The 14,267-nt window shown below is 70.9% G+C and carries 15 protein-coding genes; 8 read left to right on the top strand and 7 right to left on the bottom strand.

What is annotated here, in order from left to right:
- Positions 1-83: 83 nt before the first annotated feature.
- Both ACFWU3_RS23295 and ACFWU3_RS23290 read right to left on the bottom strand, forming a co-directional pair.
- Complete coding sequence (locus ACFWU3_RS23295) at positions 84-1,025, bottom strand: alpha/beta fold hydrolase (RefSeq protein ID WP_384440759.1); 942 nt, start codon at positions 1,023-1,025, stop codon at positions 84-86.
- 74 nt (positions 1,026-1,099) lie between these two features.
- The gene (locus ACFWU3_RS23290) at positions 1,100-2,392 is read right to left on the bottom strand and encodes a damage-control phosphatase ARMT1 family protein (protein WP_384440756.1); all 1,293 of its coding nucleotides are present in this window, start codon (positions 2,390-2,392) and stop codon (positions 1,100-1,102) included.
- 105 nt (positions 2,393-2,497) lie between these two features.
- Here ACFWU3_RS23290 and ACFWU3_RS23285 point away from each other — a divergent pair, with 105 nt between their 5' ends.
- Positions 2,498-2,893: a hypothetical protein gene (locus ACFWU3_RS23285; RefSeq protein WP_384440753.1), complete on the top strand. Its 396-nt coding sequence runs from the start codon at positions 2,498-2,500 to the stop codon at positions 2,891-2,893.
- A 21-nt stretch (positions 2,894-2,914) separates the two neighbouring features.
- Here ACFWU3_RS23285 and ACFWU3_RS23280 read toward each other — a convergent pair whose 3' ends face one another.
- Together ACFWU3_RS23280 and ACFWU3_RS23275 are read right to left on the bottom strand one after the other, a co-directional pair.
- Positions 2,915-3,946: an LLM class flavin-dependent oxidoreductase gene (locus ACFWU3_RS23280; protein WP_384440750.1), complete on the bottom strand. Its 1,032-nt coding sequence runs from the start codon at positions 3,944-3,946 to the stop codon at positions 2,915-2,917.
- 39 nt (positions 3,947-3,985) lie between these two features.
- A complete protein-coding gene (locus tag ACFWU3_RS23275) occupies positions 3,986-4,507 on the bottom strand; it encodes a hypothetical protein (RefSeq protein ID WP_384440747.1) in 522 nt (173 codons plus the stop codon).
- 162 nt (positions 4,508-4,669) lie between these two features.
- On the opposite strand from ACFWU3_RS23275, the gene ACFWU3_RS23270 reads away from it, so the two are divergent.
- Both ACFWU3_RS23270 and ACFWU3_RS23265 read left to right on the top strand, forming a co-directional pair.
- Positions 4,670-5,374 carry a TetR/AcrR family transcriptional regulator C-terminal domain-containing protein gene (locus ACFWU3_RS23270; protein WP_384440744.1) on the top strand — a complete coding sequence of 235 codons (705 nt, stop codon included), beginning with the start codon at positions 4,670-4,672 and terminating at the stop codon, positions 5,372-5,374.
- A 62-nt stretch (positions 5,375-5,436) separates the two neighbouring features.
- Positions 5,437-5,928 carry a hypothetical protein gene (locus tag ACFWU3_RS23265; RefSeq protein ID WP_384440741.1) on the top strand — a complete coding sequence of 164 codons (492 nt, stop codon included), beginning with the start codon at positions 5,437-5,439 and terminating at the stop codon, positions 5,926-5,928.
- 30 nt (positions 5,929-5,958) lie between these two features.
- Here ACFWU3_RS23265 and ACFWU3_RS23260 read toward each other — a convergent pair whose 3' ends face one another.
- The 3 genes from ACFWU3_RS23260 to ACFWU3_RS23250 all read right to left on the bottom strand — a co-directional run bounded on the left by ACFWU3_RS23260 (position 5,959) and on the right by ACFWU3_RS23250 (position 7,991).
- On the bottom strand, positions 5,959-6,174 hold the full coding sequence (locus ACFWU3_RS23260) for a dodecin (protein ID WP_313942740.1): 216 nt from the start codon (positions 6,172-6,174) through the stop codon (positions 5,959-5,961).
- A 24-nt stretch (positions 6,175-6,198) separates the two neighbouring features.
- Positions 6,199-6,987 (bottom strand): GntR family transcriptional regulator, encoded by a 789-nt coding sequence (locus tag ACFWU3_RS23255; RefSeq protein WP_384440738.1) that lies wholly within the window; start codon positions 6,985-6,987, stop codon positions 6,199-6,201.
- 176 nt (positions 6,988-7,163) lie between these two features.
- Positions 7,164-7,991, bottom strand: a complete 828-nt coding sequence (locus ACFWU3_RS23250; protein WP_384440734.1) for a GntR family transcriptional regulator — start codon at positions 7,989-7,991, stop codon at positions 7,164-7,166.
- A 211-nt stretch (positions 7,992-8,202) separates the two neighbouring features.
- On the opposite strand from ACFWU3_RS23250, the gene ACFWU3_RS23245 reads away from it, so the two are divergent.
- From ACFWU3_RS23245 to ACFWU3_RS23225, 5 genes are read left to right on the top strand one after another with little or no spacing between them, the layout of a single operon-like run.
- On the top strand, positions 8,203-9,459 hold the full coding sequence (locus ACFWU3_RS23245; RefSeq protein WP_384440731.1) for an extracellular solute-binding protein: 1,257 nt from the start codon (positions 8,203-8,205) through the stop codon (positions 9,457-9,459).
- Positions 9,456-10,352, top strand: a complete 897-nt coding sequence (locus tag ACFWU3_RS23240) for a carbohydrate ABC transporter permease (RefSeq protein WP_384440728.1) — start codon at positions 9,456-9,458, stop codon at positions 10,350-10,352. Before ACFWU3_RS23245 ends, ACFWU3_RS23240 begins: the two co-directional genes overlap by 4 nt.
- A complete protein-coding gene (locus ACFWU3_RS23235) occupies positions 10,349-11,197 on the top strand; it encodes a carbohydrate ABC transporter permease (RefSeq protein ID WP_383238268.1) in 849 nt (282 codons plus the stop codon). The genes ACFWU3_RS23240 and ACFWU3_RS23235 overlap by 4 nt, the downstream gene beginning before the upstream one ends.
- A gap of 11 nt (positions 11,198-11,208) precedes the next feature.
- Positions 11,209-12,723, top strand: a complete 1,515-nt coding sequence (locus ACFWU3_RS23230; protein WP_384440724.1) for a beta-N-acetylhexosaminidase — start codon at positions 11,209-11,211, stop codon at positions 12,721-12,723.
- The gene (locus tag ACFWU3_RS23225) at positions 12,720-14,132 is read left to right on the top strand and encodes a cellulose binding domain-containing protein (protein WP_384440721.1); all 1,413 of its coding nucleotides are present in this window, start codon (positions 12,720-12,722) and stop codon (positions 14,130-14,132) included. Before ACFWU3_RS23230 ends, ACFWU3_RS23225 begins: the two co-directional genes overlap by 4 nt.
- Positions 14,133-14,267 lie beyond the last annotated feature (135 nt).

Below are 14,267 nucleotides of genomic sequence, written 5' to 3'. Positions count from 1 at the left end.
GTCCGTGCCCGGCCGGGCACGGACCGCGGCCCGTCATCAGGACCCCGCCCGACCACGGTGATCAGGGTGACCGGGAGCCGGAGTCATTTCATCGGGCTCGCGCTCGGGCGGGCGGCCGCGGCCCGGTCCGCGACGAGGCGGATCGCCGCGGTCGTGAGGTCCGGGTCGTGGAGCTGGACGTAGTGGTCGCTGCCGGTCGCCAGCAGGTGCGGCGTCTGCGGCCGAAGGGCCACCAGCGCCTGCTGCGCCTCGGGCCAGGAGGCTTCCAGCTTCGCCAGCAGCTCCTTGTTCATGGTGGGCGGCGCGGCGAAGGGTTCTGTCTTGCTGAGGACCGCGACCGGGACCGGTGGGAGCGGTCCGCCGCGCTCGACGGCGGTCACCCCGCCGTCGATGTCCACCTGCTCGAAGTCCGGATCGGTGTCGAACGGCGTACCGGGGTGCCGCAGGGCCTCGACATACGCCGGCCAGTCGGCCCCCATCGCGGGCTTCAGCGCGGGTCCGAGCGCATCGACCAGAACCAGCCCGCGGGTCTGTTCCGGGTGCTCCTGCGCGTACCGCAGGGCGAGCATTCCGCCGAAGGAGTGCCCCACCAGCACGTACGGTCCCGGCACGTGGCCGGCCGTCAGCACCCGGTCCAGGTCCTGGACCATGGCGCCCAGAGTCCGCGTGCCGCGCACGGGTGTGCTGCGGGTGGTGAGTGTCGGGGGCTGGGTGTAGCGGATCGTGCCCGGCCGGTCGTAGGTGCACACGCGGGTGAACCCGGCCACGCTCGGCAGCACCGGAGTCTTCGGCACGGGCGGGGTGACGTCGGACAGGGACCACGGGTCGGCGGACTCGTGCAGTCCGGACAGCAGCACCACGGTCGGGCTCCCCGAACCCGAGCAGTGCAGGTACAGGCTTCGCCCGCCACCGACATCCACTCGCTCGTCGGTGTCCCCGCCGGGCGCCCCCGGCGTGCCCGCGACCAGCAGGACCACGGCCAGAACGGCCGCCGCACCACCGGACGCACGCCATCGCCATCGCATGCCTCCAGCGTCCCCGCCACCCCGTCACAGCGCCATCCGGGGGCCGGGCGGCGCCACGATCCGCAGGAGACGGCCTAGACCGTGCCTTCGAGGTCGTCACGCGGCCCGGACGAGGGCCGACCCGGGTCAGAGCCCGGTGAGCGCCGGGCCTGGACCAGGGCGTGGGTGCCACTGGTGCGCCAGGCCGCGCCCGTCCCGTCGAGAGCGTCGGTCATCGCCTCGGTCAGTCCCACGATCACGTCGGACTTCAGTGTGCGCAGGGCCGCGACGGACCCGGGGAAGTAGGCCGTGACGTCCGCGAAGGGCGTCGTCGCGGGCCACAGCCGATCGCCCACCAGGCGGCGGTAGTTGAGGTCGCCCTTCAGGATCGTCAGCGTGACGCACGCGAACTGCGTCCGCAGATCCTCGGGCATCTCCTCATAGGGAAGCGGTGCGCAGAAGAACGGGTGCGTGCGCACCTCCAGTCGTCCGGTGCCCATCGCGGTCCAGAGCCGCCTGCCGATCTCGCCTGCCCGGCCGGACGCCCGGACGAGCCGCCGGAGACCGCCGACGACATCGGTGGTCGTCGCGTCGGAGACGTAGTACGGGTACGGCTTGACGTACAGGACGACGTCGGTCGCGTGGCCGTGTTCGAGGAGGTGGTCGACGAGGATGAGGTCGGGGATCAGTTCCCGCCCCGCATTGTCGGCGACCACCGCGACGGTGGCCGGCGTCCCCACGGGCAGCAGCGACCACAGCAGCGCACTGTCATCGGCGACGAGGCCGGCACCGGCATCAGCACTGGCATCAGTACCGGCATCGGTGGCGGTCCGGGCGGGCTCGTCGGCCGTCACGCTGAAGCCGAGGTCGGCACGGTTGCCCCAGAGCGAGGCCTGAAGCAGCGCGGACGCCTGCCGTTCGGCGGGCAGATCGGCGAGTGCGTCGAGGGCCCGCAGCTCCTCGTCCACGAGGGCGCTGCTCAGTTCGGCGTCCTTGAAGGGGCCGAACGGGTCCACCCCCTGCCACGGGCCTTCGCCGAAGTACTCGAGGGCCGCGAGGAGCTTGCGGTAGAAGTAGCTCTCCGCCCACAGGAAGGGGGCGTCGAACCACGACCGTCCGAGGTACGGCTCCGCCCGGGCCGCCCAGAGCGCGTGATCCTTCGCCGTCGCCTCCAGCGGTTCGAGGACCCCGTCGGTGATCTCGGCCAACAGGGCGTCGAGCGCCCGCTGTTGCCGCGGGGCGTAGGGGAAGGCGTCGCGCACCTGCTGGATCAGGGCCGGATGGCGTCGGTGCAGCACTCCCCAGGCGAAACTGCCGGGTTCATCGCACATGACCACGGGGGGACGGGAGTCCGGGACGTCCGAGGGGCGGGGGAGGCGTGCTGTCATGTCGGCTGAGCCCTTCGCGTATCGCTGGTCCGTGCGTCCCGGCTCATCCTCGCTCCGAGGCGCCGTCCCGCGGAACCGGCGACACGGTCCGGGCGTCGAAGGGGCATGACGGAGAAACCGGTACGGGCGGCATTCACCATCGTGCTGGCGGCGCTGCTGCTGACGGCCTGTAGCGGGACCGGCGAACCGGCCTCACAGGAAAGCCCGTCGGTCCGCACCGTGCCGTCGGTCCGCACCGCGCCGTCCGCCCGGACGATCGCGTTCCAGCTCTATACGCACTGCGGCATCGACGAGGCCCGCATCGGCTCCACCTACTTCGAGGCGGAGACGCCCCTCTCCGACGGCTCGGCCGGGCCGCCCGACGGGTGGGACAACCCTTACCAGCGCGGCAGGATGACCCTGACGTCCGCGACGCGGGCCGTCTTCACCGATGACGCCGGACACGAGGTCGTCTTCCGTGCCCGGCCGGATGCGAAGGCATTCAAGGTGATCTGCCAGTAGTCGTGCACGGCGCCGCACGGATCACCGCTCCCCATCACGGGCAGGCGTGCCGAGACCGGCGATGCTCGCGAGCCTGCGGTAGGAGTCGAGCAGCGACCCGCGGTCGTACGTGCTGGTCGTGATCAGCACCTCGTCGGCGGCGCTGTCCTTGACCACCGACTCGAGCGCGTCGAGGACCTGGTCCTCCGTGCCGGCGATGTGGCCCCGCAGCCCCGACTCGTAGAACTCCCGCTCCTTCGCGGTCATCGGCAGCGCCTCGATCCGCTCCGGCGGGAGGAGCGGGGGGAAGACGCCGCGCGTGCGGGAGTACGCCATCGACCAGGCTTCCGGCATCAGCAGTCGGCGGGCCTCCGCCTCCGTGGCGGCGATCGCGACCGTGCCGGAGATCGTCACATGAGGGCGCTCGGACCAGACGGAGGGCCTGAAGCCCTGGCGGTAGCGTTCGATGCCGGCCAGCATCCGGTCCCGGCTCCGCAGGTCGCCGATGACCATCGGCAGTCCGGCCTCCGCCGCGATGCGCGCTCCCTCACCGGTGGCGAGGACGAACGGCGGGACCCGGAGGCCCTCCGCCGGGCGGGCGTGCACCTGAGGATGCGACGACTGCTCGCCGGTGAACCAGCCGAGCAGCTCCTCCAGCCGGCCGGCGAAGTCGTCCGCGTCCTTCTTGTCCCGGCCCAGCGCCCTGCGTATGCCGTCCGTGAAGCCGACCGAGCGGCCCAGCCCCATGTCGATCCGGCCGGGGAACAGGGACTCCAGGACGCCGAACTGCTCGGCGACCACCAGGGGTTGGTGGTTGGGCAGCATCACGCCGCCCGTGCCCACCCGGATCGTGGAGGTCGCCGCCGCGACCGCCGCCGCCAGCACCGTCGGCGCGGAGCCGGCCACCCCGGGCACGCTGTGGTGCTCGGAGACCCAGAACCGGTGGTACCCGAGCGTCTCCAGCTCCCGGGCGAGGGACACCGTGTCCCGCAGGGCGGCGGGACCGTCGTACCCCTCGCGGGTGCGGGACCGGTCGAGAACGGACAGCCGGGTGGATGCGATCCATGAGCTCACACAGGGTGCAACGCCGTGGGCGCGTCAGGATTCCCCGGATCAGGCGAACGCGAGCAGGACGAGGACGGCGATCGATCCGGCCATCACGACGGCGTGCCGGACGTTCTGCAGGCCGGGCAGCACCCAGGAGGGAAAGGCCTTCTCGGCGGCGTCGAGCAGGGCGACGACGTCTATCCGCCGCAGGGTGGCGTCGCCGCTCTTCGCGAAGTGCGCCCGCACGGTCCGGACGGCGGTCAACTGGCTGTGCAGGATCAGCACGTTGCCGAGCAGGACGATCGGCTGAAGGATCCAGGACAGCGTCGCGCCCAACGCGTTCCCGGTGAGGTTGAGCACCGCCAGGGCCGCCAGCGTCAGGGCGACACCGAGGGGCACCGCCGTCTCGTGGCCGCCGGCGTCGAACCGCAGCTTGTTCTCGGCCAGCACCGTGGCGGGGACGCCCTGACGGTCCAGTTCGGCCTCGGCGGCGGCCTGGGCCCGCGCTCCGTAACGGGCACGCACCATCGGGATGCTGACGAAGGCCGTCGCGATGAGCAGGTGCAGCGCAGCGGCGATCGAGGTCATGACTGTCTCCTTCACTGGGCCGCACGGGCGGCGAGAACCGAGGACGTGGACGACTTGAACTAAGTGCAAGTGAAGGTTAGGGGCCGACTTGAACTAAGTGCAAGGGTCTTCCCCGGGCCCGGTGAACTCCTTCTTGAACTAAGTGCATCTACGCTGGGCGGCATGCCACGGAACACCCTGACCGCCGAGCAGATCGTCCGCGCTGCCATCGAGTTGCTGGACGCCGAAGGGCTGGACGGCCTCAACATGCGCAGCCTGGGCGGCCGGCTCGGCTCTGCCGCCACCGCCGTCTACTGGCACGTCGGGAACAAGGACAACCTCGTGAGACTCGCGGGCGACGAGGTCTGGCAGGAGATCGATCTGCCCGACCTGGACTCGCTCGACTGGCGAACCGCCGCCACGACCATGGCCGCGGGCCAGCACGCGATGATGACGAGGCACCCCTGGCTCGTCCAGGCGCTCGCCGGTCATCTCCTCTACGGTCCGGGCAAGGCGCGCCACGACGACCACATCCTCGCCGTGTACGAGAAGGCGGGGTTCGTCGGCGCGGAGGCCGATCAGGCGGCCGCCACCGTCTTCGTGTTCGTTCTCGGCAGCGCGGCGGGCGCCTCCGCCACGATCGCGCTGACCCGGCGCCTCAACCGCGGCGGTGGCGACGCCGAGGAACAGCTGCGCGACACCATGGCCCGGGCGAGTGAGATCGCCATGACGTACCCGCGGCTGCGCTCCCGCCTCCAGGGGGCGTCGGCCGCCGAGTACAACGCGGCCCCCGACGACGGTTTCGCCTTCGGTCTGCAGGCCATTCTGGACGGGTTCGAGAAGAGGCTCTCGGCACTGGGCACGGCGGCGGGTCCCGGGGACCGCTGACCCGTGCCGGTGGAGGGCGGACGACCGCGCCGTGTCCGACAGCCCGCGCCTACGCTGGGGGCGTGACCCGAAACAGCAGGCCGCTGGCCGTATTCGACCTCGACGGAACTCTTGCCGACACCGGACACCGTCAGCGATTCCTGGAGCGCAAGCCGCGTGACTGGAAAGCCTTCTTCGCCGCCGCGCCGAAGGATCCGCCGCTGAGCGAGGGTGTCGAGCTGTGTCTGCGGTCCTCCGAGGAGTGCGACATCGTCTATCTCACGGGCAGGCCGGAACGCTGCCGCAAGGACACGCTGGCGTGGCTCGCCGCGCAGGGGCTGCCCGAGGGGCCGGTGCACATGCGCCGCAACGACGACCGCCGGCCCGCCCGCACCACCAAGCTGGAGATCCTGCGGCGGCTCGGCCGGGACCGGGAGATCCGGATGCTCGTGGACGACGACGAGCTGGTGTGCGACGCGGCCGGGAAGGCCGGCTTCCCGGTCGTACGGGCCGTATGGGCGGCCGGTACGACCGAGGCGATGAAGGAGGCTCAGGAACGGGAGGGCCGCACCTGATCCGCCGCCGAACCGGTGATGCGGGTGCGGTCAGGCACCCTCCTCGAGCCGGAAGCCGACCTTCAGCCCGACCTGGTAGTGCTCGATCTCCCCGTCCACGATGTGGCCGCGGACCTGGGTCACCTCGAACCAGTCGAGCCCTCGGAGGGTCTGGCCGGCGCGCTTGATGCCGTTGCGGATGGCGGCGTCGATCCCTTCGGGGGAGGTGCCGACGATCTCGGTGACCCGGTAGGTGTGATTCGACATGGGTGTCGCACTCCTCTCGATGCGTTACTCCACCGTGCCCCACCACGCCGCCGTGCGCGAGGCGTCGGGAGCAGGACGGTCGTCCGCCGAGGTGCCGAGCGCGAGCCGGGAGACGATGCGGTACCGGTCGCCGCGGTAGAGGGACCGTACGTACTCCACGGGCCGTCCGCCGGTGTCGGAGGTGACCCGGTCGAAGAGGAGGGCGGGGGAGAGCACCGGCACGCCCAGAAGCAGGGCCTCGTCCTCGCTCAGCACGGTCGGCTCGATCGACTGCACGGCCTGGGCGGTCCGTACTCCGCGTGCTTCACGGAGGTGTGTGTAGAAGCCCGCCTCCATCTGCTCCGCGGTGAGCCCGGGGACCAGGGCTGCCGGGATGTGCAGATACTCCAGGGCGATGGGCGTGCCGTCGACCAGGCGCAGCCGCGCGACGTACACGAGGTCCTCGGCGGGGGACACCTTCAGCCGCCGTGCGATCCGGGCGCCCGCACTCACCGTGCTGAACTCCAGAACCCGGCTCGACCAGGCGCCCGTTGCCATCGGTGCCGAGGCGGGATGGCTGTCGGAGACGAGTTCCTGGGTGATTTTGGCGGGGGCGACGAACATGCCGCGGCCGTGTTGGCGGACGAGTTGTCCGGTGGCGACGAGTTCGTCGACGGCGGCGCGCAGGGTGGGGCGGGAGACGCCGAGTTCGGCGCTGAGGGTGCGTTCGGAGGGGATGGCGTCGCCGGGCCTGCGGTCCTCGACCAGCGCGAGCAGATACGCGCGCACCCGCTCGCGCTTGAGCACCGTCCTGGGCGAGCGGGTGTCGGGCATCCTCGCCCTCCTGAACGGCGGGCCGGTCCGGGACGGAGCCGGCGGTGGGCCTTCGAGGATACGGGCAGCACCGCGGGCTCCCGTGGGCGGCACTCACCGCCGGGTCAGCAGGCGTCCCGGTCGTCAGCTGCGGTGCGGCCGGGGTGAGGGCGGCACGTGCGCGGTGCGGCAGCGGTTCAGTAGGCGTCGCCCGTGGTCGAGGAGTTGATGATGTCGCCGTGCGCGAAGTCGCCCGGCGGGATGCCGGGATGATGCCCCTCCGGGCGCGGACGCTGCACGGAGGTGCCGAGGGCGAGCCGGGAGACGATGCGGTACCGGTCCCCGCGGTAGACCGAGTGGACGTACTCGACGGGGTTTCCGGCGGTGTCGGTGGTCAGCCGCTCCACCAGCAGCGCGGGGGAGAGGACCGGGACGTCGAGCACGGCGGCCTCGGCCTCGTTGACCACGGTCGGCTCGATGGACTGGACGGCTTCGTTCACGAAGACGCGGTGATGCTCGCGCAGATGGTCGTAGAGATCGCCGGCCTCCAGTTCCAGGGGGGTGAGGGTGGGGACCAGCCCGGCGGGGATGTGCAGATGCTCGATAGCCATGGGAGCCCCGTCGACCAGCCGCAGCCGGGCGATGTAGACCAGTTCGGCGGCCGGCGAGATGCGCAGTTTGCGGCCGATACGGGCGCCCGCCCGGATGGTGGCCAGCTCCAGCACGGTGCTGGACCAGGTGCCCGCGGCGCGCGGCACGGCGAACGCCGCGTCGTCGGAGACGAGTTCCTGGGTGATTTTGGCGGGGGCGACGAACATGCCGCGGCCGTGTTGGCGGACGAGTTGTCCGGTGGCGACGAGTTCGTCGACGGCGGCGCGCAGGGTGGGGCGGGAGACGCCGAGTTCGGCGCTGAGGGTGCGTTCGGAGGGGATGGCGTCGCCGGGCCTGCGGTCCTCGACCAGTGCGAGGAGGAACTCCCGTACCCGCTCCCGCTTCAGTACGGCACCCGAAGTGCTGCGTTCCATCGCCCCGGCCTCTCTGCTGTGGTCCACCTCGTCGGCAACTGGTCAGATGGTAAACGACTTTCTGACCAGTGAAGCTCCGTCGGGTCGTTGGGCAACTCCGTGAACAGCCCAGCTTTTCAGGGCTCTTGACGTCAACATTGGTCCATGCCACCTTCTAGCCACGCCGTTGGCCAGTTGACCAATTGGTCAACTCATCTCCGAGGTGACATCCGTGAAGACTCGCTTCATCGCCGCTGCCGCCGTCCTGGCAGCCACCACCGCGCTCACCGCCTGCAGCACGTCGTCCTCCGGCTCCGGATCGGCGAGCGGCGACGAACGGCTCACCGTCTGGATCATGAAGGACAGCGTCTCCGACGCCTATCTCCAGCGGTTCACCAAGGGCTTCGAGAAGGAGCACCGGGGAACCACCCTCGACATCCAGATCCAGGAGTGGGACGGCATCGGTGAGAAGGTCACCGCCGCCCTGGCCAGCAAGGACGCACCGGACGTCATCGAAGTGGGCAACACCCAGGTCGCGCAGTACGCGGCCAGCGGCGGTGTGACCGACCTCGGCTCCAAGGTCACCGAACTGCGGGGCGGCGACTGGCTCCCCGGACTCGCCGAGCCGGGGAAGGTCGACGGCAAGCAGTACGGGATTCCCTGGTACGCGGCGAACCGTGTGGTGATCTACAACAAGGACCTCTTCGGCAAGGCCGGCATCACCGCGCCGCCGAAGACGCGCGACGAGTGGCTGGCGATCACCCGCAAGCTCAACGCGGGCCCGGTGCAGGGCATCTACCTGCCCGGTCAGAACTGGTACACCCTCGCCGGATTCATCTGGGAGGACGGCGGCGAACTCGCCGAGGAGAGTGGCGGCACCTGGAAGGGTTCGCTCGACAGTCCCGAGGCCCTGAAGGGCATGGACTTCTACCGGCAGCTCCAGGCGCTCGGCAAGGGGCCCAAGGACTCCGACGAGGCCAAGCCGCCGCAGGCAGACGTCTTCGCCAAGGGCGACGTGGCCCAGATCATCTCCGTGCCCGGCGGGGCGAAGATCGTCGAACAGGCCAATCCCGCGCTCGCCGGCAAGCTCGGCTTCTTCCCGATCCCCGGCCGGACCGCGGACAAGCCCGGGGCCACCTTCACCGGCGGCTCCGACCTGATCGTGCCGGCCGCCTCCGCCCATCAGGACGCCGCCTACCAGGTGGTGAAGGCGCTCGCGGGGGAGAAGTGGCAGAGCGACCTCGCCAGAACCATGAGCTACGTCCCCAACCGGACGTCGCTCGCCAAGGTCATCGAGGACAACGAGGGCACGGCAGCGATGGCGGCCGCCGCCGCACAGGGCCGGGCCACGCCCAACTCCCCGCAGTGGGCGGCCGTCGAGGCCACCAACCCGATCAAGCAGTACATGACCGCCGTCCTGACCGGCAGCGACCCCGCGAAGGCGGCGAAGGAAGCCTCCGACAGCATCACCAAGACCCTCGGCTCATGAGGGCCGGCCCCCGCGCCCTCTGGCCCTATCTGCTCATCGCTCCCACCGTCCTCGGCGCGGCCTTCCTCCTCGCCTACCCATTGGTCCGCAATCTGGTCATCTCCTTCCAGCACTACGGAATGGCGGAGCTGATCCGCGGCGGCGCCGGCTTCGCGGGCCTGGAGAACTACCGGGAGATCCTCGGCGACACGGCGTTCTGGGAAGTCGTGCGGCGCACGCTGTGGTGGACCGCCCTCAACGTCGTCCTCATCATGGTGCTCGGCACCGTCGTCGCCCTGATGCTCCAGCGACTGCGCAAGGGCCCGCGGATCCTGGTGATGAGCGGACTGGTCCTCGCCTGGGCCAGCCCGGTCATCGCCACCACCACCGTCTTCCAGTGGCTCTTCTCCTCACGCCTCGGAGTGGTCAACTGGCTGCTGGTCCGGCTGGGGTTCGACTCCTTCCGGGACTACTCCTGGCTCGCGCACGGCGGTTCGGCCTTCACCATCCTCGTCCTGCTGGTCGTCTGGCAGTCCGTGCCGTTCGTGGCCGTCACCCTGCACGCCGCCCTGACCACCGTCCCCGCCGAACTGATCGAATCGGCCCGGATCGACGGCGCCGGCGGCTGGCGGATCTTCCGCTCCGTCACGCTGCCCGTCCTGCGCCCGGTCTTCGGACTCGTCCTGTGCCTCGAAGTCATCTGGGTCTTCCGCTGCTTCGCCCAGATCTGGGCCGTCACCAAGGGCGGACCCGGCGGTGCGACCACCACCCTGCCGGTCTACGCCTACCAGGTCGCCCAGTCCCTGCACCGCTACGACCTCGGCGCGGCCGCGGCCACCCTGACCGTGCTCATCCTGCTGGCCGCACTGATCCTCTACTTCCGACAGATGTTCCGGCAGGAGGCCGAGCTGTGAGACTCCTGCGACCCGGACCCGCCGCGCTGCGCCGGCTCCCCCTGAACGCGGGGGCGCTGATCGTCTTCGTCCTCAGCGTCTTCCCCGTCTACTGGATGATCCTGACCGCCTTCAAGCCCACCCGGGACATCCAGGCCGAGACGCCCGTCTTCCTGCCCACCGACCTCACGCTCGACCACTTCTCCGCGGCCGTGAACGCCGACGGGTTCTGGTCCTTCTGGCGCAACAGCCTGCTGGTGACGGCCAGTTGCGTCCTGCTCGCCCTGGTCGTGGCGCTGGGTGCGGCCTTCGCCGTGGCGCGGCTGCGCTGGCGGGGCCGCCGCGGCTTCGTGCTGATGGTCTTCATCGCCCAGGTCGCGCCCTGGGAGGCACTGCTCATCCCGATGTACGTCATCGCCCGCGACACCGACATGCTCGACCGGCTCGCCACTCTGAGCCTCGTCTACTTCATGATCACGCTGCCCTTCACCATCGTGACCCTGCGCAGCTTCCTCACCGCGATCCCCGTGGAGCTGGAGGAGGCCGCCCAGGTCGACGGCTGCACCCGGGCCGCCGCCTTCCGCCGGGTGACGCTGCCGCTGCTCGCCCCCGGGCTGCTCGCCACCTCGCTGTTCGGCTTCATCACGGCCTGGAACGAGTTCGCCTTCGCCAACATGCTGATCATCAAGAACCAGGACGACCGTACCCTCCCGGTCTGGCTCTCCTCGTTCTCGAACGTCTTCGGCACCGACTGGGGCGCCACCATGGCCGCCTCCACCCTCTTCGCGCTGCCCGTCCTGGTCCTCTTCCTGGTGCTCCAGAGCCGGGTCTCCGCCGGAATGACCGGCGGAGCGGTCAAGGGATAGGAGAAGCCGTCATGCCGTTGTCCCGCCATCGCATCGACCTGGTTCCCCGGCCGGCCCAACTCACGGTCATGAACGGCCGGTTCACCTTCGACGACCGTACGGCCGTCCGCGCGGCGTCCGGCGCCGAGCCCGCGGCCGCACTGCTGCGCACCCTGCTCGCCCCCGCCACGGGACTGCCGCTGCCCCTCGCCGCGGACGGCCGCGTCGTCATCGCCCTCGACGCCGGCCTCACCGGACTCGGCACGGAGGGATACGGACTCACCGTGGGCGCCGACGCGGTGCTGCTGCGGGCCGCCCGTCCCGAAGGGCTTGTCCACGGCGTCCAGACGATCCGTCAACTGCTGCCGCCCGAGGTCCTGTCCGGGATCCCGGTGCGCGACACCCCGTGGTCCGTGCCCTGTGTGCAGATCACCGACGTCCCCCGGTTCGCCTGGCGCGGAGCCATGCTGGACGTGGCCCGGCACTTCCAGCCCGTGTCCTTCCTGCGGCGCTTCACCGACCTGCTGGCCCTGCACAAGCTGAACGTGCTGCACCTGCATCTGACCGACGACCAGGGCTGGCGTATGCCGGTCGCCGCCCGCCCCAAGCTCACCGAGGTCGGCGGAACCCCGCACGGCGGTGCCTACACCCGGCAGGAACTCACCGGGCTGATCGAGCACGCCGCCGCACGCGGCATCACCGTCGTGCCGGAGATCGAGATGCCGGGCCATGCCCGCGCGGCGCTCGCCGCCTACCCGCATCTGGGCAACCGCCCGGGGCGGCAGCTGGAGGTGTGGCGCCGATGGGGTGTGTGCGACACGGTCCTCGGGGTCCACGACGAGGTCCTGGACTTCTGCCGCACCGTCCTCGACGAGGTGATGGACACCTTTCCCTCGCCGTACGTCCACCTGGGCGGCGAGGAGTGCCCGACGACGGAATGGCACCGGTCACCCGCCGCGCTGGCCCGGGTCGCCGAGCAGGGGCTGGCGGGCCCCGACGCCCTGCACGGCTGGTTCATGGGCCGCATGGGCGAGTTCGTCACGGAGCGCGGCCGCCATCCACTCGGCTGGACCGAGACCGGTGTCGATCTGCCGGACACCTTCACCGTGCTGCCGTGGCGGGACCAGCGGCACGGCCTCGCCGCCGCCCGCGGCGGCCGGCAGGTGATCATGGCGCCGTACCGATCCACGTACCTCGACTACCCGCAGTCCGCACTGCCCGGTGAGCCGCCCGGTCAGCCGGGTCAGGTCGTCGACCTGCGGACCGTGTACGCGACCGAACCTGCTCCCGCCCACTGGGAGCCGGAGGCCGCGGCCCGGGTGCTCGGCACACAGGCCCAGCTGTGGACCGAGTACGTCACCACCCCCGCGCACGCCGAATATCTCGCCTTCCCCCGGCTGTGCGCGCTCGCCGACACCGCCTGGTCCGGTGGCCACGACTGGCCCGGATTCCAGGCGCGTATGCACCGCCACAGAGCCCGGCTCGACGCGCTCGGCGTGCCGGACCGGCCCCCCGTGCTCCACCCGTCCCGAGAGGATTCCCCATGAGCCTCAGTCCCCTGCGCCTTCGAGCCGCCGTGGCCGCCGCGGCCGTGGCCGGCCTCGGCTGCGCGACGCTGACCGCCTTGCCGGCGGCCGCCGCCGGCGAGCAGGTCAAGGTCCAGTACCGGCAGAGCGCCACCGGCAGCGACCAGGCCGAGCCCTGGTTCAAGGTGGTCAACACCGGCAGCAGCTCGGTCCCGCTGAGCCAGGTGAAGATCCGCTACTACTTCAAGGCCGACGCGGGAGCCTCGTACCGCTTCGCCTGCTCCTGGGCGGTGAAGGGCTGCGCCAACATCACGGGCACCTTCGGCGCCCTGACCCGGCCCACGGCCGACGCCGACCGCTATCTGGAGATCGGTTTCACGGCCGGCGCCGGATCGCTCGCCGCCGGCGCCGACACCGGCGACATGCAACTGCGGTTCCACCGCAGCGACTGGCAGGCGATCAACCAGCACGACGACTACTCCTTCGCCGCCTCCCAGACGGCGTACGGCGACTGGCCCAAGGTCACCGCGGCCGTCGGTGGCGCGACCGTGTGGGGAACGGCCCCCGCGGGCAACGACCCCGACCCGGATCCGACGGATCCCACCGACCCGCCCGGCGACGGCGCCACGCTGTTCGACGACTTCACCTACACCTCGCACACCGACCCGGCACTCAACGCCCACGGCTGGAACGTCCGTTCCAACTCCGGTGGCCCCGGAGTGCCGGGCGCGGCCTGGGCGCCGGAGAACGTCACCTTCGCCAGGGAGGGGACCAACTCGGTCATGAACCTGGAGACCTCCACGGCCGGTACGGCCGCCTCCACCGAGCAGACCGAAATCCTCACCCGGGCCACGAAGTTCAAGAACGGCACCTACGCGGCACGTGTGAGGTTCTCCGACGCCCCGAGGTCGGGCCCCGACGGCGACCGCCTCGTCCAGACGTTCTTCACCATCAACGACCTCAAGGCCCCGATGGCGGACGACTACGCCGAGTACGACTTCGAGTACCTGCCCAACGGCGGCTGGGGCGAGCCCGCCAACATCCTCTACACGACCTCGTGGGAGACCTACCGGCCCGACCCCTGGGAGGCGGTCAACCAGCACTCGGAGGCCCGCACCAGCTACGCCGGCTGGCACGACCTCGTCGTCACCATCGACGACAGCGCCATCACCTACTACGTCGACGGCACCCTGTTCGGCCGGCACGACGCCCGGTATCTGCCCGAGCGCCCGATGTCCATCAACTTCAACCAGTGGCTCATCGATCTCGCGGGCCAGACCAGCACCACCCCGCGCTCGTACGACCAGAAGGTCGACTACGTGCTGCATGTGAAGGACCAGGTGCTCACTCCCGCGCAAGTCGGCGCCCGCGTGGCCGCCTTCCGCTCCGCCGGGACGGCCTTCCAGGACACGGTCCCCGGCACCGGCTGACCGGCATCGCGGGGGCGGGCGCCGTCGCGCGACCGCCCCCGCGTGCGAACCCTCCGGCGGCTGCCGGGGGTTGACCCGGGCATTGGTACATACCAAACTCCACCCACACACCCGTGCGAGCGCGGAGCGCGCTTC

The sequence above is a fragment of the Streptomyces sp. NPDC058685 genome, from assembly GCF_042714725.1.
Classification (GTDB): Bacteria; Actinomycetota; Actinomycetes; order Streptomycetales; family Streptomycetaceae; genus Streptomyces.
This window is presented reverse-complemented; position numbering and strand designations above follow the sequence as displayed.